We start from the raw sequence: 17,122 nt of genomic DNA, 5'->3' as shown, positions 1-17,122 counted from the left end.
CAGCTGGGTATCGGTCAAAACCGCCGCAATCAGCAGGATGCAGTCGGCGCCGAGTGCACGCGCTTCGTAGATCTGGTATTCATCAACGATGAAATCCTTACGAAGCACTGGTAAAGCACAGGCTTCCCGCGCCTGCTGCAGGTAGATGTCGCTGCCCTGGAAGAAATCGATATCGGTCAACACCGAAAGGCAGGCAGCACCGGCACCTGCATAACTGCGGGCGATGGACTCCGGATCGAAATGCGCACGGATGACTCCCTTGCTCGGACTGGCCTTCTTGATTTCAGCGATGACCGCCGGCAGACCGATATCCCGCTTGGCCTGCAGCGCGGCGGCAAACCCACGCGGCTCCGGCATGGTGTTGCAGCGTTCAATCAGTTGCGCCTGTGTGGCATACTTGCGGCGAAGCGCGACTTCCTCGTGCTTGCGGGCCAGAATGCGTTGCAGAATATCGGCCATCAGCGCCCGCCGAGCATCCGGGTAGCCTCGATGAATTGGCGCATTTTGGCCGTGGCCGCGCCAGAGTGCATAACCGTCCGGGCCTTCTCAATACCCTCGGGAATACTTTTAGTCTGCCCAGATACATACAAAGCGGCCCCGGCATTAAGCGCTACGATGTCATGGGCGACCCCGGCCTCGGCCGCGAAGGCGGCCTCCAGCATGGTTTTCGATTCCGCGGGGTTCTCCACCCGGAGGTTGCGCGTGGACGCCATGGCCAAGCCGAAGTCCTCCGGATGGATTTCATACTCGCGAATCTTGCCGCCGCGCAGTTCGCCAACCAGTGTGGCCGCGCCCAGCGAGATTTCATCAAGACCGTCGCGACCATACACCACCAGTGCGCGTTCGGCACCAAGGCGCTGCAGTACACGGATCTGGATACCCACTAGATCGGGATGGAACACACCCATCAATACATTCGGAGCATTAGCCGGGTTGGTCAGCGGGCCTAGGATGTTGAAGATGGTGCGCACGCCCATCTCGCGGCGCACCGCTGCCACATGCCTCATGGCCGGATGGTGGTTCGGCGCGAACATGAAGCCGATACCGGTACGATTCAGGCATTGACCGACCTGCTCGGGGCTTAATTCGATATCGGCACCAAGCACTTCCAGCACATCGGCACTGCCGGATTTGGAAGACACGCTGCGGTTGCCGTGTTTGGCGATCTGGGCTCCGGCCGCAGCGGCAACGAACATCGAAGCCGTGGAAATATTGAAGGTATGTGCGCCGTCACCGCCGGTACCGACGATGTCGACCAGCCCGACGCCCGGCGGCGTCGGCACTTTGATCGCAAACTCGCGCATGACCTGAGCGGCGCCGGTGATTTCACCGATGGTTTCCTTCTTCACGCGAAGGCCGGTCAGGATGGCGGCAATCATCACATCGGAAACTTCGCCACACATGATCAGCCGCATCAGCACGACCATTTCATCATGGAAGATTTCGCGGTGATCGATGATGCGTTGCAAGGCTTCTTGCGGATTCATGCGCGCGTCTCCGGGGCGAACTGCTGCAGGAAATTGCGCAGTATGTCATGGCCATATTGGGTCAGGATGGATTCGGGGTGGAACTGCACACCCTCGACCGGAAGGGTTCTGTGGCGCAGCCCCATGATTTCATCGAGGCTGCCGTCCGGATTCTCGGTCCAGGCGGTGACCTCCAAACAGTCCGGCAACGTCGCGTGCTCCACCACCAGCGAGTGATAGCGCGTCGCCTCGAATGGTGACGGCAGCCCGGCGAATACGCCGAGACCCTTATGGTGAATCATCGAGGTTTTGCCGTGCATGATGGTGCTGGCCCGCACGACATGGCCACCGAAGGCCTGACCGATGCTCTGATGGCCGAGACAGACGCCGAACACCGGAAAACGACCGGACAAGTGCTCCAAGACCGAAACACAGATACCGGCCTCATTCGGGGTACAGGGCCCCGGCGAGAGCACGATGTAATCGGGCGCCAGCGCCGCGGCCTGCTCGATGGTGAGCGCGTCGTTGCGGACAACCTCCACGGCCTGACCCAACTCGGCGAAGTAATGCACCAGGTTGTAGGTGAAGCTGTCGTAGTTATCGATCATCAATAGCATGTCTGGGATCCGTATTCCAAGCATTCATTATCGCATGCCAGAGTAATGGTCGTATTCAGTACATCGCCAGACTGAGGATCTCCGGATGGATAGCCTGCAGCCGGCTACGTCCACCAAGAAAACCCAATTCGACCAGAAAACTGAACCCGGCAACCGTTGCGTCGGCCCCGAAGATCAATTTCGCCGCGGCCTCGGCCGATCCGCCCGTGGCCAACAGGTCGTCGTGAATCAGCACGCGTTGACCGGGAATGACTGCATCACGGTGTATTTCGATAGTGGCGCTGCCGTACTCCAAATCATAGCTGTGGCTGATTTTTTCGGCTGGCAGCTTGCCGGCCTTGCGAATCATCACGAACGGTTTGTCCAGGCGCAACGCCAAGGCATTACCGAACAGGAAGCCGCGGCTCTCGATGCCGGCCACCGCATCCAGCGGCACATCCCGGTAGCATTCAGCTAGAGCATCCAGCACCTGGTTGGAGAGCTGCGGATGTAGCAGCAACGTGGTGACATCCTTAAACAGGATGCCTTCCTTGGGGAAATCCGGCACATCGCGGATGGCGGACTTGATGCGAGATTCGAGCGACATGCTTTACTTCTCGGCGATCAGATACACCACGTACACGTCTTTTCTGACCATAATCTGACCCTCTTCCAAGGTGTCGCCCAAGGGTGGTCGCGGTTCGGCAGCCACATCCATGCTGCGGTACATGGCTTTAGCCTCAAAACCGATGCTCGGCGCGTCTTGCGAAATGGAATGAATGCCGATGATTTTCAGGCCGAATTTCGCCAGCAGGGTTTCTGCCTGTTTCTTCACATCCACCACGGCGGCATCCAACAGCTCGGCTTCCACTGCTTTCTGGCTGCTGAGTGACGGCGAAATACCACTGACGCGGATTTCTTCGCCGGCCGGAACCTGCGCCAGGAATTTCTGCAAGCTTCTCTTGTCGTTGAACTTCGCCGAAATATTGCGGATCACCTGGTTACCGGTCAACACATTGCGCTGTGTCGTACTGTCGTAGCGGTATTCGGGATTAATGCTGATATTGGTGGCGGTAATCTGGACCGGCTTCAAGCCGGCGGCTTTCAGATTGCCGACGATCTGTCCGGTTTTTTCCTCAACCACGGCAATGGCTTCGGACGTCGATAGACTGGACTTCTGCACGGTGATGCCGACTTCGAAACGGTCAGGCGCCAGACTACGCTCGGCATGCCCGCGCACTACCACATAGGGCGTCGCCGGCAGTGATTGTGCGGCAAGCGTGGAGGCGAACATCATAGCAGACAACATATAACCCAATCGGATTTTCATAGACACTCCTGGTTGATTACAGACCCTGCGCCGCCTGTTGTACGGCACGGAACAGGGCACGGCCTTTGTTCATGGTTTCCTGCCATTCCATAGCCGGCTGCGAGTCGTACACGATACCGGCACCGGCCTGCACATGCAGCATGCCGTTCATGATCACGGCGGTGCGGATGGCGATGGCGGTATCGGTATCGCCCCACCAGTTGATGTAGCCAACTGCACCGGAATAGATATGGCGCTTGTGCGGCTCCAGCTCCTGGATGATTTCCAACGCACGGATTTTCGGTGCGCCGCTGACGGTGCCCGCGGGGAAAGTGGCGCGAAAGATATCGGCAAAGCCAAGTCCGTCCTTCAGACGCCCCTGCACTTCCGAGACGATGTGCATGACATGCGAGTAGCGTTCAATCACGAAACGCTGCGGCACGGTTACCGAATTGGGTTCGGCCACGCGGCCGACGTCATTGCGGCCGAGATCGATCAGCATCAGGTGCTCGGCGCATTCTTTGGCATCGTTCAGTAGTTCGGTTTCCAGCGCAGCATCGTGTTCGGTATCGACACCACGCGGACGCGTGCCAGCGATCGGACGCACGGTGACCCGGCCGTTCTTGGCACGCACCAGGATTTCCGGCGAGGAGCCGACCACCTGATAGCCGCCGAAATCGAGGAAGTACATGTACGGCGACGGATTCAACGCCCGCAGTGCGCGGTAGACATCGACCGGGCGCGCCTTGAACGGAATGCTCATGCGTTGGCTCAGCACCACTTGGAAGGCATCACCGGCGCGAATGTAGTCCTTGGCCTTGGCCACCGCGGCGGTGAACTCCGGCTCGGAGAAGCCGGATATGAAATCGGACTCATCCAGCAGAGACGGGTGCAGCACATCCGGATAGCTGCGGCCGGAATGACGCAGACGGTATACCAGCTCATCCAGCCGGCGCTGCGCCTTGGCATAGGCCTGGGCTTCGGACGGGTCGGCATGGACGATCAGGTAAAGTCGACCTTTCAGGTTGTCGAACACTGCAATTTCTTCACTGAGCAGCAACAGGGCATCCGGTACCGGCAGCGCATCGGGCTTGTGCGATGCTCTCAGCTTGGGCTCGATCCAGGCGATGGTTTCAAACCCGAAATAACCAACCAGCCCGCCGCTGAAATCCGGCAGCTGCGGCAGTTTCGGCACGCGATAACGCGTGCGTAATTCATCCACCTTCGCCAGCGGGTCGACCAGGGTTTCGGCAGCAATGGTCACACCGCAGTCCAGCTCTTCGAATTGATGCCCGCGGAACACGAAGCTGCGGCGAGCTGGCAGACCGATGATGGAATAGCGGCCCCAGGTTTCTCCGCCTTCGACCGATTCGAACAGATAGGTATTTGGACCGTCGGCCAGCTTGAGGTAAACCGAGAGGGGGGTGTCGAGGTCGGACAGTACCTCACGCACGACCGGAATACGGTTAAAACCCGCGGATACAGCCCGGTCGAACTCAGCTTGATCGGTCATACCGCTTTAGCGATTTCGTCGCGCATGCGCCGGATGGTTCCGGCATAGTCATCGGCACCGAAAATGGCGGATCCGGCCACGAAGGCGTCAGCGCCGGCCTCGGCGACCGCACCGATGTTGTCGACCTTGATGCCGCCGTCCACTTCCAGACGGATCAGGCGGCCGCTTTCACGGATACGTTCGCGCACCAAACGGATTTTGTCGAGCGCCTGCGGAATAAAGTTCTGCCCACCGAATCCGGGATTGACCGACATGATCAGTACCAGGTCGAGCTTGTCGAGAACATGGTCGAGCACACTCAAGGGTGTCGCTGGATTCAGCACCAGACCCGCCTGGCAGCCGCTGTCATGGATTAATCCGATGGTGCGGTCGATGTGCTCGGAGGCTTCGGGATGGAAACTGATCAGGCTAGCGCCGGCTTTGGCGAAATCGGGCACGAGCCGATCGACCGGCTTAACCATCAGGTGCACGTCAATCGGAGCGGTTACCCCGTGTTTGCGTAGGGCCTCGCACACCAGCGGGCCGATGGTGAGATTCGGCACATAATGGTTGTCCATGACGTCGAAGTGCACCCAATCGGCGCCGGCACCGAGAACGGCATCCACTTCCTCGCCGAGCTTGGCGAAATTGGCGGAGAGGATGGACGGTGCGATGATCGGTTTCATGACGGACCTCAGGGTTGTTGCCGGCGTTTGCGGATCTCTTCGTAGGCCGCATTGATGTCACGCGCGCGGCGTTCGGCCAGTTCCTTGATTTCAGGAGCGGCATTGGCGACCTTGTCGGGATGGTATTCGGACATCCGGCGCCGATAGGCGGCATCGATGGCCTCCATATCGGCACCTTCGGCAACATCCAGCACTATATACGGATCGGCAGTATCACCCGTCGGCAGGGTATCCGGTTTACGTTTGCCAGAAAAAGCGCCTTTGTCATAAAGATGTCCGATGACTACACCGAGGAGGATGAACACCGGCCGACGCAGCAGCAAGCCGATCAGACCCCCGATGATCTTGCCTTTCCATTGCGAGAGTGCCTTCATTTTCGGCATCCGGGTTGGTTGGCGTACCAGGCGGCGAGCGTGTTGATATCTTTCGGCTGCAGGCTGTTGGCGATGCTGTTCATCACCGGATGTTTGCGGTTGCCATTGCGGTAGGCCGTCAATGCTGTCACCAGATAGACCTCATGCTGGCAGCGCAGAATCGGATTGGCAGCAATCCGGCTCTGGCCGTCGGCACCATGGCAGGCGGTACATTGGCCGGATTTCGGCGGCGCCTTGCTTTGGGCATATAGCCATGGGCACGCCGCCAGCAACAGAAGAAAAAAGAGGGCTCGGAACATATGCTTATTCTAGCAGTCAGCCAGCCTGCTTAGCGTTACAATAGCGAAAGTTCGCGCTCACCAAGGTTCCCCCTGTGGCCACCACCCTGCACACCTCCGATCTGGACCTACCCCTGTTGCACCGCGGCAAAGTCCGCGATGTATACGGTCTGCCCGGCAACCGCCTGCTGATGGTCGCCTCCGACCGCCTGTCGGCCTTCGACGTGGTCCTGCCCGACCCCATTCCCGGCAAGGGCGAGATGCTGTGCCAGATTTCCAACTTCTGGTTCAGCAAGACCGCGCACCTGTGCCCCAACCACCTAACCCACGAACCGGTGGCCTCGGCACTTCCGGCAGGCACCGACATCGCCTTGTATGGCAAGCGTTCGGTGGTGGCCAAAAAACTCAAGGCCTTGCCGGTCGAAGCCATCGCCCGCGGCTACATCATCGGTTCGTGCTGGAAGGACTACCAGGCCAATGGCGCCATCTGCGGCATCCGGCTTCCAGCCGGGCTTCGCCAGGCCGAACAGCTGCCGGAGCCGATTTTCACGCCCAGCACCAAGGCCGCCGTAGGCGATCATGATGAAAACGTCGGATTCGACGTGATCGTAGACAAAATCGGTGCTGATCTGGCCGAACAGGTCCGTGCCAAAACCCTTGAAATTTATGCCTTCGCGGCCCGTTACGCCCGCGAGCGCGGCATCATCATCGCCGATACCAAGCTCGAATTCGGTCTGGATGAGAACGACGTACTGCACGTGATGGACGAAATGCTGACGCCGGATTCCTCGCGCTTCTGGCCGGCCGACACCTATCAGACCGGCATCAGTCCGCCGAGTTATGATAAGCAGTACGTACGCGATTATCTGGACACCCTGGACTGGAATAAAACTGCGCCCGGTCCGCATGTGCCGGCCGACATCATCGCCGCTACCCGTGCCAAATATGCCGAAGCCCTGCTTCGCCTTGCCGACATTTCCGTGGAGTAAGCCCATGCGCCGCATCGACGACCTACTGACGAATTATTCGAACGACCACCAGAACCCCGCCAACCAGCGCATGCATCTGGTGTGCGTACCCTTGATCGTCTGGTCGGTGACCGCCATGCTCTGGTGCATCCCCGTTCCGGAAAACCTGCTCAAGCCCGGCTTCTGGTTCGCATTCGGGCTGTTCTTCACCTGGATGTATTACTGGAAACTGTCCAAGTCGTTGGCGCTCGGCAGCTTGGCCGGTTTCTTGGCCTTCGGCTTCATCAACTACGCACTGGCCGCCCGCTTCGGCATCGATGGCCTGATAAAAATCGCCATCGGTGTATTCATCGTGGCCTGGATCGGCCAGTTCATCGGGCACAAATGGGAAGGCAAGCGCCCGAGCTTTTTCACCGACCTGGTCTACCTGATGGTCGGTCCGCTGTGGACCCTGAGCAAGCTGTATAAGAAGACTGGCATTGCCATCTGAAAGCGGCCGCCTGAGCGGCCGTGAACTCGGCCTGATCGCGCTGATCTGTCTGGCCTGGGCCGGCAACTTCATCACCTCGAAACTGGCCTTAGAGGATCTTCCACCATTCCTGTTCACCGCCCTGCGCCTGCTGCTACTGACCCTGCTGCTCGGCGCCTTCCTGAAACTGCCACCACGCACGCTCTGGCCGCGTCTGCTGGCCGTGGCCCTGTTCAATGGCGTTCTGCACTTCGCGCTCAGTTTCTGGTCGCTCAAGCTCTCGCACAATATCGCCTCGCCGGCAATCGTCATGCAAAGCTATGTGCCGATGGTCGCTCTACTCGCCTGGTGGCTGCTCGGCGAGAAGTTCCACTGGCGCACCGGCAGCGCCATCGCGGTCAGCTTTCTGGGTGTGCTGGTGCTCGGCTTCGATCCGGCCATCCTGTCCAATCCGCTGCCGCTGGGGCTGATGCTGGTGTCGGCGCTATTCATCGCGCTCGGTACCATCGCCATGCGTGGCCTGCAGATGGATCTGATCCAGCAGCAGGGTTGGACCGCCGCCATCGGTTTGATTCCGATCTGGCTGATGAGTGTTTTGGTGGAAGGCAATCCGATCGTACATATCCAAAACGCCGGCATGCAGGCTTGGATCGGCGTGCTGTATGCGGCGTTGATTGCGTCGCTGGTCGGGCACGGTCTGTTCTTCGTGCTGATCAAACGTCACCCGGTGGCGATGATCACGCCCTATCTGCTGACCGCACCGCTGCTGGCCGCCGTTCTTGGCGTGCTACTGCTCGACGACCACGTCAGTATCCGGGTCTGGATTGGCGGCGCCATGGTGCTGTCGGGAGTCCTCGGCGTGGCCCTGCGCAACCTGCAGAAAGCCAAACCGGAACCGCCGGTGGCGGCAGATCTGGTTTGACTGCATAAAGTAAGGGCCCTTGCGGGCCCTTTCGATTACAGATGCGCGACCCAGTTGTCCTGCTCTTTGGGGCGCAGCAGCCAGCGGCACAGCGCCGGCAGGAAAATAATCGCGGCGATCATGTTGACCACGAACATGAAGGTCAGCATCACGCCCATGTCGGCCTGGAACTTCAGATCGGAGAAGATCCACATGGCCACACCCACCGCCAGCGTCAGCGCGGTGTAGAAAATGGCGATGCCGGTGGTCTTCAGTGCGATGAAATAGCTTTCCGAGAGCGTCTTGCCTTGGTTCATGGCCTCACGCATGCGCGCGAAGATGTAGATGCCGTAGTCGACGCCGATGCCGACGCCGAGCGCAACCACGGTCAACGTATTCACTTTCATGCCGATGCCAAGCTCGACCATCAGGCTGTGGCCGAGTTCGGTCACCAGCATCAGCGGCAGCGTCACGCACAGGGCCGAACGCCAGCTCTTGAAGCTGATCCAGCACATCACGAACACCGCACCGTAAAGAAGCCATAGAATCAGATGCTCTTTCTCGCGAACGGTGTCATTGGTCGCGGCCTGCACGCCCAGCGGGCCGGTGGCCAGACGGAAATTGACCTGATCGGTGGTGTATTCCTCGCCGTTTTCCTGGGCCTTGGCCACGGCGGCATCGCGCTTCTTGGCGAAGCCTTCCTCGTAAGCCTTGTTCTCGATGCGGAACTTCTTGGTTTCGGAGACCAAGCGATCGATGGTGGTCGACTTGTGGTCTTTGGTGAACACGGTCACCGGAATCGCCGAGCAGTCGGCATTGAGCAGACCGGAATCGGTTTCGAAGCTCTGCGTCGACTGGCGCAGGGTGTCCGGATCACGCGGCAGCACTTTCCAACGCGGCGAACCGTCATTCCAGCCGGCATTGACCTGTTTGGCCGCCATCGGCAGGGTGATGACCTGTTCGACGCCTTCAACGTTGGCCATGTGCCAAGCGAAACGGTCGATGGTTTCCATCGCCTTGTAGCTGGTGGTACAGGCCGACGGGCCGGCTTCCACGATGATGTTCATGGTATCCACACCAAGCGCGAAGCGCGAACTGATCAGGCGTGCATCCTGGTTGTAACGGGCTTCTGGGCGCAGTTCGGCCACGCCCTGCTGGGCATCGCCGATCATGACCTTGTTACCCTGCCACCAGGCAGCGGCCCAGACCACGGCGCCGATAGCGAGGACAATCGCCGCAGCTTTCGGGCGCGACAGCTTGGACAGTGCCGCCCAGATCTTGTCGAATTGAGTCAGCTGGCGCAGGCGGAACTCGCGTTTCTTGTCAAGATTGCGCAATTTGGTGTAGCTGAGCAAGATGGGCAGCAGCACCAGATCGGTCAGGATGGTCAGCGCCACGCCGACGGTGGCGGTGATGGCCAGCTCTCGGATCATCTGGATCGGAATCACCATGATGGCGCCGAAGCCGATGCAGCCGGCCAGCAGCGCCACGGTGCCCGGAATCAGCAGCGCCTTGAAGCTGCGGTGCGCCGCGGTCAGCGGATCGGCAGCATGCGCCGCACGCGCGCGCAATTCCTCGACGGTGCCTTCTTCCAGACCGCCGAAGAAAATCTCGCCACGGAAGCGATTGATCATCTGCTCGCCGTGGCTGACCGCGATGGCGAAAATCAAGAACGGCGTCAGCATGTTCATCGGGTCGATGCCGAAACCCATCAACTTGAGCGCACCCAGCATCCAGACCACCGACACCAGAGCAGCCAGAACAGTCAGCGAGGCCAGCTTGGCGGAACTGGAATACAGGAACAGCAGAATCCAGGTGAACGCGATGGTGATCAGGAAGAATTTGATGACGCTCATCGCGCCGTCGGAGATGTCGCCGACCATTTTGGCGAAGCCGATGATGTGCACACTGGTGTTATCGTTTTCGTACTTGGTTCGGATTGCTTCCAGCTGCTTGGCGACTTTCTGGTAATCAAGTTTGTTGACATCGCTTTCCGGAATCAGGTCGGCCCAGACCATCGCGCCGGAATAGTCCTTGGCGACCAGACGGCCGGTGATGCCGGCCTTGACGATGTTGCCCTTGATCGTGTCGAATTGTTCCGGAGTAGCTTCGAAGCCTTCCAGGTTCGGGGTGAAGTCCTGCGGAATGACGTTGCCACCGGACAGCCCGTCTTCGACCACTTCGATGAAGCGCACGTTCGGGGTGAACAGCGAACGCGCCTTGGCATCATCGGTGGCGTCGAGATTGATGACATCGTTGGTGACGTTTTCCAGGGTGGCCATGTACTCCTTGGAGAACATGTTGCCGTCCTTAGCCATGACTGCGATCAGAACGCGGTTGGCACCGCCGAAATCGGCCTGATAATCGGTGAAGGTGCGCATGTATTCATGCTGTAGCGGCACCTGCTTGTTGAAGCCGGCATCCACCTTCAGCTGGCTGCCGAAGAAAGCCATGACCACGGTAATCAGCACGAATGCAGCCAGTACCAGCGCACGGTTACCGAAAATGATGCGTTCGGCGAGTTGATCGAATTTACTCATGACTGCAGCCTCACTGAACGTTGGTGTTGACGGCGCCCAGATCGGACGTCAGCAGATAACCGCCATCGGTGGCGACGGCCGCAGACAGCGCTGGCGTCTGGCCGGAGCCGAGCTGGATGTTTTTGGCACTGAAATTTTCCTCGCCGACACGGCGCGCCAGCAGGGTGCCGTTACTGCCGACCAGAACGACCGTGCCATCGGCACCGACCGTCCCGCCGATCAGACTGATTTCGGTACTGCTTTCGATTTTGCGCCAGCTGCCGCCGCCGTTATCGCTTTGATAGACGTTGCCGCGCAGGCCGAAGGCCAGTACGCGCTCACCACCGAGACTGAGCAGACCGAACATCGAACCGGCATAAGGCAGGCGCACTTTGCTCCAGCTGGCACCGCCATCGGCGGAACGGAAACCGGCACCACGCTCACCCATCACCAACAGCACGCCGGATTCGGTGCGGGTGATGGCATTCAGATGCGGATCGGACTCGGCGCCGAGTTCCAATGCGCTGTCATCGAAGGTGCCGCTATCACTGGCGGTCATGTCGACCACAGCGGCGGGCGCACTGCCGCCAACCGACATTGCGGTCCAGGTGGTGCCTGCATCCTCGGTTTTCAGCAACAGGCTGTAAGCACCGACGGCATAGCCCTCGGTTGGACTGATGAACAGAGTGTCGAGCACCGGCGAGCCGTTGGTCAGTTCCTGACTATCGGCCGACCACGGCTGCACGCGTTGGTGCTGCCAGCTTCGGCCAGAGTCTGCGGAGTACAGAATGACGCCGTCATGTCCGGCGGCCCACACCGATGCGCCCTGCGCGGAAACGGTAGTGAGCGTGGATCGAGTCGGCACGGCGGCCTGTTTCCAATTCTTACCATCGGCAGAAAGCAGTACATGACCGCGTTCACCGACGGCGACGAAGCCAGCATCCGTGCGCGCGATGTCGAGCAGCAGGCTACTGATGGCTTTCGGAAGAATTTCGGAATTACTGACCGACGGATCGTCTTTGGCGATATCCAGCGACATTGCGATGAACGGCGCCGTCAATAATACGGTGGCGCCAACGAGGCGCCAAGATGTTTTCGGCCAATTAGCCATGGAGATCTCCCGGATGGGAATGGGCACAAAGAAAGCCGCGCCCGAAGGCGCGGCTTGGTTGAATCAACGCACGCCTTCGTTGCGCAGATTCTGCGGGGTGTAATCGCCCGCAGCACTCTTGAAGCCGAAGTTGAATGGCTTGTCTTCGTTATCAAGCAGACCAGCGATGTAACGACCGGACTTCAGGTCGTGATGGGTCTCGACCGTGGCCCAGAACACCGGCACTTCGTAGTAGTTGATGCTGTCAGCCTGCGAGAAGCGCCACAGTTTGCCTTGGCCATCATAATGGTCAGCCAGCAGGATCTGCCAGCTGTCTTCGTCCACATAGAAGGTACGGCGCGAGTTGATATGGCGTTGACCGGCTTTCAGCGTGGCATCAACCACCCAGACGCGGTGCAATTCATAACGTAGATAATCCGGATTCAGATGATTCGGGCGGATCAGATCCTTGACCTTGGTGCTGCCGCTGTGTGCCTTGTAGGAGTTATACGGTACGTACATTTCCTGCTTGCCAACCAGTTTCCAGTTGAAACGGTCCATCGCGCCGTTGAACATATCGGTCATATCATTGGTGCGCAGGCCGTCAGTGGCCGTGCCCGGGTTGTCGTAGGCGACGTTAGGGGCCAGGCGGACGCGACGCTGCCCAGGGTTGTATACCCAGGCTTTACGCGGCGAAGCCACCGAGTTCAGGCTTTCGTGCACCAGCAACACCTGGCCGGCCAGACGCGCCGGACCCAGCACTTCCTGTTTGAAATACAACAGGATGCTGTTGATGTTTTCAGTGGTGTTGCCCGGCTTGTAATACAGACCCAGACCATCTTCACGCAGACGGGTCAGGGTGAATGCACCGGAAGCCGAAGGGGCGGCCTGGTTGGCGAAGCGCGAGAATGACTCACCTTTGTATTTCAGCTTGTGATTCCAGATCACCTCGTAGCCGTTCTGCGGAATCGGGAACGGGATACCCTCGGCACAGTTCTTGACGCCTTCGCCACCGGCCACCAATTCGCATTGGGTAGCATTGCGTTTGGTGAAATCATAGGTGCGCTGCGGCGCGGAAGCCGAACGACGTGTCGGATAGACGTTCATCTTGAACGTTTTATACTTCGCGAACATCGCTTCCTGGCCCGGCGATAGTTTACCGGCGTACTGTTTGTAGTTGGCCGGGGTGATGCTGAACTCGACCTTGTCGCCCGCGAACGGATCCGGATGGAACATGCCGGCCTTGTAACCTGACGGCGGCTTAGTAATGCCGCCGGTCCAGGCCGGAATGGCGCCGCCGTTGCCGGCTTTTTCGCCACCCATTGGGGTCAGCGAACCGCCGAGCTGCTCAGCCTTGTCGGCACCGACTTTGGCGTTAGCCGCCGAGGTCAGGGCGAGACCGGCGCCGATCATTACGGCCAGCGCCAATTTGGTTTTATGTGTTGCAGTCATTCAGAATCCCTCCCAGGAGTGTTAGAACGAATATTTTACGGAGAACGAGTAGAAGTCACGATCGTAGATCTGGTTCAGCTGACCGGCGCCGTTGAAGCCGGTATAACTCAGATCAAACACCCACTGCTGCAGATAGTTGGCTTCCACGCCAACCGTGATGGATTTGCGACCTTCCAGGAAGTTGCCGCCAGGACCGGGGGTGATGCCCTTGACGTCATGGTTGAATGCGAGTCGCGGTGACAGGGTGATCGGCGTACCGAACACGCTGTTGTAATCGGCACGCGCCGCCAGGCGGTAACCCCACGAGAAGTTGGTCGGGAATCCATCGACCAGGGTCAGCGGATTGCGCAGGCAGCCGGGCTGCAACACGCTGCCCGGGAGACCGGCCATGACATCGCCGACATCGCAGCCGCCGGCGGTGTCGGTACCTTCACCTTCATAACGCAGGACCGACTTTTCAGGCAGATTCACTTGCGTACCACCCAGTTCACCGACCAGAGCAATCTGTTCGGCACCGAGCACCGAGCTGAAGGCCTTGGTAAAGGTCATTTGCAGCTGGGTCACTTCATGTTCGCGCCAGCCCTTGACATAGGCACCCGGGGCCACCGAGGTGCAGCCGGGCAGCAACTGGCTGCAGAAGAAGGCGGCTTTCGGCGCGCCACTGGCGGTCAGGGCCTGATTGATCGGGCTCAAGCCGGCAAACAGCACTTCCACGTCATCCACCTGCAAGGGCATGTTCGGACGGTAGCTGACCTCACCCTGCCAAGCCACACCGCCCGGAAGCGTGGTGTTGAAGCTGACGCCGAACAGATGAATGTCTTCCGGATATTCGACGATCAGCGCGGCTGAGTTGGCGGCCGGCGCCGGCAGAATCACATTGGCGGCGCGACCCGATAGCAGCGGCAGGCGGCTATGGTAGTTCATCGCGTAGAAACCGAACTCGGTCTGATTCAGAGCTTCAGCGTACCAACGCAGGGCCAAACCGAACTGACCCGAGTCACGGGCCTCGTTGTCTGCCAGGCGGGCACCGGCGGCACCACAGGCAGCCGCCAGCAAGGAAGTTGCGGTCGACGCGCCGTAAATGGCGGACAGTTCAGCGAAGCGGTCGGATTGGCCGACATTGGTCTGGCCCGCGGCCGGCTTGCCCAGAATACAGGTGCTGGCAAAGTTTTCCGGGTTGTTCACAGGCTGGGTCACGGTGCCGAAACCCAGCATGATATAGGTACCGCCCGGCGAGGCGAAGTCATTGGTGCTGAAGTAGGTGCCGGACGGATCGATTTCGGTCGGCTTCCAGTCGAACTGGTAATAGGCTTCCATCGACACTGATTCGCTGAACTTGGCCGAGGCGAATAACATGTTGGTCGGCAGGAAGGCTTCCTTCACCTCGGCGCCGGCCACGCGCAGACGCGAGACATCGACCGGATTGACCACGTTGATACCATTCTGGATGAAGGTGCTTTCACCCCAGCTAATCACTTGGTTACCGAAGCGGACCGTGCCGGACACTTCATCATTGGCACCGAGCGCATAGTTCTTCCAGATGAAGGCGTCATACAGGCGGAAGTCGCTGGCGACCTTTTCCTTGGCGGCCTGGGTGAAGTCGTCACGGTCGCTGTTTTCGAAATCGTAGAAGTAGCTGGCACGGGTGAAGAAACCCCAATCGCGGTAGGTCAGTTCCAGTTCGGAAGTGATCTTGAAGGCGTTCGAGAAGGCATCTCCTTTTTCGTACTTGATGTTGCCGTCGTCACGGTTTCCGGAGAAGCGACCCGGTGCGGCGATTTGCGCGGCGGAGCCCGGGAATGCGCCCAGCCCGGCCAGCGGGCCCGGCAGGGTCTGACCCTGCAGGGCAATCAATGGATTAATGGTGGCTTTACCAATCAGGCCTTCGGCCGGATCTTCAGTGCGGATGGAAATACCGTAAGAAACGGTGGTGTCCAGGCTGCCCTTCAGTTCGCCTTTCTCGAATTCAAAAGCCTGTGCCATCGGCGCGGCGAACAGGCCGAGGGCGACGGCCGCGGCGAGCGGCGAGCGTTGCACGAAACGTTGGATTTTCTTCATGGGTGTATTTCCAGTTGTTGTTGAATGTGGAGTCCGTATCTTTCGCAGCATCCGCGTTTCATTAAGCTATTTGGAAACGGCACGGCTGCTGCAAAACCATCCCGACGGCAAGCACTCCTCAGGCCTTTTTGGGCAATTAGAGTGTTTTGTCTAATGCAGTATTAAATATTCGTTAGAAAAGCGCAATACCCCCTCGTATGGAGGTCCCGCCGGCCCGAATCAGGTCGATGGATGCCCCCGCAAAACCCGGCGCAGGATGGCATAACCGACTAGGGCCGACAGCAAGGAACCGCTCAGGATGCCCAAACGATGGCTCAACTGGTAGTCCAGATGCTCCGGTCCAAAGGACAGCGAGCCGACAAACAGGCTCATGGTAAAGCCGATGCCGCACAGGGCAGCCATGCCGAATAGGGCCGGCCAGCCAATGGCGGGATCCAGTTTGGCGATGTTCAGGCGGACACAGGCCCAAATGAAGCCGAAAACCCCGATTTGCTTGCCAAAGAACAGGCCCGCGGCGATCCCCAAGGGGACTGGGGCCAGCAGGTCATTCAGACCCAGGCCGGCCAAGGGCACCCCGGCATTGGCAAAGGCAAAAATCGGCAGGATAGCAAAGGCCACCCAGGGGTGCAGGGCATGCATGAGGTCCTCGGAGGAGCCGTCCTTGCTGCCTTTGCCCAGGGGAATCATGAGCCCGAGAATGACCCCGGCGATGGTGGCGTGCACCCCGGAATTGAGCACGGCCAACCAAAGCAGGAGGCCGATGACCAGATAAAGGCCTGAGTTGACGACCTTGAAGCGGTTCATGGTCGCCAGAACGCCGATCAAGGCCAGCGCCGTCACCAGCCCGACCACCGATAGATGATCGGTATAGAACACCGCAATAATCATGATGGCGCCCAGATCATCGGCCACGGCGATAGCCAACAACAGCATTTTCAGCGCCATCGGCACCCGCGATCCCAGCAAAGACAGGATGCCGAGCGCGAACGCGATGTCGGTGGCGGCTGGAATGGCGACACCATGCAGCGCCGCCGGATCGCCGGCATTCAGGCCGGCATAGATCAGCATCGGCACGGCCATGCCGCCGATAGCCCCGATCACCGGTAGGGTAATGTTGGCTCGGTCGGAAAACTGACCTTCGACCAGTTCGCGCTTGAGCTCCATGCCGACCACCAGGAAAAAAACCACCATCAGGCCGTCATTGATCCAGTGCGAGACCGACTTATCCAGAGCGAGATGTCCGAAGCCGATTCGGAAGTGGGTCTGTAACCACGTCTGGTAGTCACCCGCCAGCGCCGAATTGGCCACCACCATCGCCACCACGGTGGCCAATACCAGCACAATGCCACCGGCGGCCTCCATTTTCATGAAGGCATTCAGGGCGGCCAGCGCGCGTCGGTGCATCGCCAGGGATTCCGGGGTTTCCGGTCGGGGACTGCGGGACGCATCGTGCATAGGAACTTC

At 59.4% G+C, this 17,122-nt stretch carries 17 protein-coding genes; 3 read left to right on the top strand and 14 right to left on the bottom strand.

The annotated features are described in order from the left end of the window. The 9 genes from ACIQ0Q_RS01965 to ACIQ0Q_RS01925 form a co-directional block, all read right to left on the bottom strand. Positions 1-459: indole-3-glycerol-phosphate synthase (locus ACIQ0Q_RS01965; protein WP_395771263.1), on the bottom strand; the 459-nt coding region annotated here is incomplete at its 3' end. After that, complete coding sequence (gene trpD, locus ACIQ0Q_RS01960) at positions 459-1,487, bottom strand: anthranilate phosphoribosyltransferase (RefSeq protein ID WP_395771262.1); 1,029 nt, start codon at positions 1,485-1,487, stop codon at positions 459-461. The genes ACIQ0Q_RS01965 and trpD, both read right to left, overlap by 1 nt. Further along, positions 1,484-2,083, bottom strand: coding sequence for an anthranilate synthase component II (locus ACIQ0Q_RS01955; RefSeq protein ID WP_395771261.1), 600 nt, complete (start codon positions 2,081-2,083; stop codon positions 1,484-1,486). Before ACIQ0Q_RS01955 ends, trpD begins: the two co-directional genes overlap by 4 nt. 55 nt (positions 2,084-2,138) lie before the next feature. Next, entirely contained in the window at positions 2,139-2,669 is a 531-nt protein-coding gene (locus ACIQ0Q_RS01950; protein WP_395771260.1) for an adenine phosphoribosyltransferase, read from the bottom strand. A 3-nt stretch (positions 2,670-2,672) separates the two neighbouring features. After that, the gene (locus tag ACIQ0Q_RS01945; RefSeq protein WP_395771259.1) at positions 2,673-3,392 is read right to left on the bottom strand and encodes an SIMPL domain-containing protein; all 720 of its coding nucleotides are present in this window, start codon (positions 3,390-3,392) and stop codon (positions 2,673-2,675) included. Positions 3,393-3,408: 16 nt separating this feature from the next. After that, positions 3,409-4,884 carry an anthranilate synthase component I gene (gene trpE, locus ACIQ0Q_RS01940; protein ID WP_395771258.1) on the bottom strand — a complete coding sequence of 492 codons (1,476 nt, stop codon included), beginning with the start codon at positions 4,882-4,884 and terminating at the stop codon, positions 3,409-3,411. After that, entirely contained in the window at positions 4,881-5,549 is a 669-nt protein-coding gene (rpe, locus tag ACIQ0Q_RS01935) for a ribulose-phosphate 3-epimerase (protein WP_395771257.1), read from the bottom strand. The genes trpE and rpe overlap by 4 nt, the downstream gene beginning before the upstream one ends. Positions 5,550-5,557: 8 nt before the next feature. Then, on the bottom strand, positions 5,558-5,923 hold the full coding sequence (locus ACIQ0Q_RS01930; protein WP_395771256.1) for a DnaJ family molecular chaperone: 366 nt from the start codon (positions 5,921-5,923) through the stop codon (positions 5,558-5,560). Further along, complete coding sequence (locus ACIQ0Q_RS01925; protein WP_395771255.1) at positions 5,920-6,222, bottom strand: c-type cytochrome; 303 nt, start codon at positions 6,220-6,222, stop codon at positions 5,920-5,922. Before ACIQ0Q_RS01925 ends, ACIQ0Q_RS01930 begins: the two co-directional genes overlap by 4 nt. 74 nt (positions 6,223-6,296) lie before the next feature. Here ACIQ0Q_RS01925 and ACIQ0Q_RS01920 point away from each other — a divergent pair, with 74 nt between their 5' ends. The 3 genes from ACIQ0Q_RS01920 to ACIQ0Q_RS01910 are packed head-to-tail and all read left to right on the top strand — an operon-like array spanning position 6,297 to position 8,560. Next, positions 6,297-7,190, top strand: coding sequence for a phosphoribosylaminoimidazolesuccinocarboxamide synthase (locus ACIQ0Q_RS01920; protein WP_395771254.1), 894 nt, complete (start codon positions 6,297-6,299; stop codon positions 7,188-7,190). 4 nt (positions 7,191-7,194) lie between these two features. Beyond that, the gene (locus tag ACIQ0Q_RS01915; RefSeq protein ID WP_395771253.1) at positions 7,195-7,659 is read left to right on the top strand and encodes a DUF962 domain-containing protein; all 465 of its coding nucleotides are present in this window, start codon (positions 7,195-7,197) and stop codon (positions 7,657-7,659) included. After that, entirely contained in the window at positions 7,649-8,560 is a 912-nt protein-coding gene (locus ACIQ0Q_RS01910) for a DMT family transporter (protein WP_395771252.1), read from the top strand. The genes ACIQ0Q_RS01915 and ACIQ0Q_RS01910 overlap by 11 nt, the downstream gene beginning before the upstream one ends. A gap of 35 nt (positions 8,561-8,595) precedes the next feature. Here ACIQ0Q_RS01910 and ACIQ0Q_RS01905 read toward each other — a convergent pair whose 3' ends face one another. From ACIQ0Q_RS01905 to nhaA, 5 genes are all read right to left on the bottom strand, one after another. Beyond that, entirely contained in the window at positions 8,596-11,079 is a 2,484-nt protein-coding gene (locus ACIQ0Q_RS01905) for an RND family transporter (RefSeq protein ID WP_395771251.1), read from the bottom strand. A 10-nt stretch (positions 11,080-11,089) separates the two neighbouring features. Further along, positions 11,090-12,169 (bottom strand): YCF48-related protein, encoded by a 1,080-nt coding sequence (locus tag ACIQ0Q_RS01900; protein ID WP_395771250.1) that lies wholly within the window; start codon positions 12,167-12,169, stop codon positions 11,090-11,092. 63 nt (positions 12,170-12,232) lie between these two features. Next, complete coding sequence (locus ACIQ0Q_RS01895) at positions 12,233-13,600, bottom strand: DUF1329 domain-containing protein (RefSeq protein WP_395771249.1); 1,368 nt, start codon at positions 13,598-13,600, stop codon at positions 12,233-12,235. Positions 13,601-13,621: 21 nt separating this feature from the next. Continuing rightward, entirely contained in the window at positions 13,622-15,658 is a 2,037-nt protein-coding gene (locus ACIQ0Q_RS01890; RefSeq protein ID WP_395771248.1) for a DUF1302 domain-containing protein, read from the bottom strand. A gap of 219 nt (positions 15,659-15,877) precedes the next feature. Beyond that, entirely contained in the window at positions 15,878-17,113 is a 1,236-nt protein-coding gene (nhaA, locus tag ACIQ0Q_RS01885; RefSeq protein WP_395771247.1) for a Na+/H+ antiporter NhaA, read from the bottom strand. Positions 17,114-17,122: the final 9 nt, after the last annotated feature.

Origin of the sequence: Arenimonas sp., from assembly GCF_044348765.1 — a bacterium.
In the GTDB taxonomy this organism is placed as follows: Bacteria; Pseudomonadota; Gammaproteobacteria; order Xanthomonadales; family Xanthomonadaceae; genus Arenimonas.
Note: the sequence above shows the minus strand (reverse complement) of the source record. Positions and strands in the feature narration are given on the sequence as shown.

Coding starts and splice junctions, on each gene's coding strand:
- trpD (WP_395771262.1), bottom strand. CDS start 1,487: ATGAATCCGCAAGAAGCCTTGCAACGCATCATCGATCACCGCGAAATC.
- ACIQ0Q_RS01955 (WP_395771261.1), bottom strand. CDS start 2,083: ATGCTATTGATGATCGATAACTACGACAGCTTCACCTACAACCTGGTG.
- ACIQ0Q_RS01950 (WP_395771260.1), bottom strand. CDS start 2,669: ATGTCGCTCGAATCTCGCATCAAGTCCGCCATCCGCGATGTGCCGGAT.
- ACIQ0Q_RS01945 (WP_395771259.1), bottom strand. CDS start 3,392: ATGAAAATCCGATTGGGTTATATGTTGTCTGCTATGATGTTCGCCTCC.
- trpE (WP_395771258.1), bottom strand. CDS start 4,884: ATGACCGATCAAGCTGAGTTCGACCGGGCTGTATCCGCGGGTTTTAAC.
- rpe (WP_395771257.1), bottom strand. CDS start 5,549: ATGAAACCGATCATCGCACCGTCCATCCTCTCCGCCAATTTCGCCAAG.
- ACIQ0Q_RS01930 (WP_395771256.1), bottom strand. CDS start 5,923: ATGAAGGCACTCTCGCAATGGAAAGGCAAGATCATCGGGGGTCTGATC.
- ACIQ0Q_RS01925 (WP_395771255.1), bottom strand. CDS start 6,222: ATGTTCCGAGCCCTCTTTTTTCTTCTGTTGCTGGCGGCGTGCCCATGG.
- ACIQ0Q_RS01915 (WP_395771253.1), top strand. CDS start 7,195: ATGCGCCGCATCGACGACCTACTGACGAATTATTCGAACGACCACCAG.
- ACIQ0Q_RS01905 (WP_395771251.1), bottom strand. CDS start 11,079: ATGAGTAAATTCGATCAACTCGCCGAACGCATCATTTTCGGTAACCGT.
- ACIQ0Q_RS01900 (WP_395771250.1), bottom strand. CDS start 12,169: ATGGCTAATTGGCCGAAAACATCTTGGCGCCTCGTTGGCGCCACCGTA.
- ACIQ0Q_RS01895 (WP_395771249.1), bottom strand. CDS start 13,600: ATGACTGCAACACATAAAACCAAATTGGCGCTGGCCGTAATGATCGGC.
- ACIQ0Q_RS01890 (WP_395771248.1), bottom strand. CDS start 15,658: ATGAAGAAAATCCAACGTTTCGTGCAACGCTCGCCGCTCGCCGCGGCC.
- nhaA (WP_395771247.1), bottom strand. CDS start 17,113: ATGCACGATGCGTCCCGCAGTCCCCGACCGGAAACCCCGGAATCCCTG.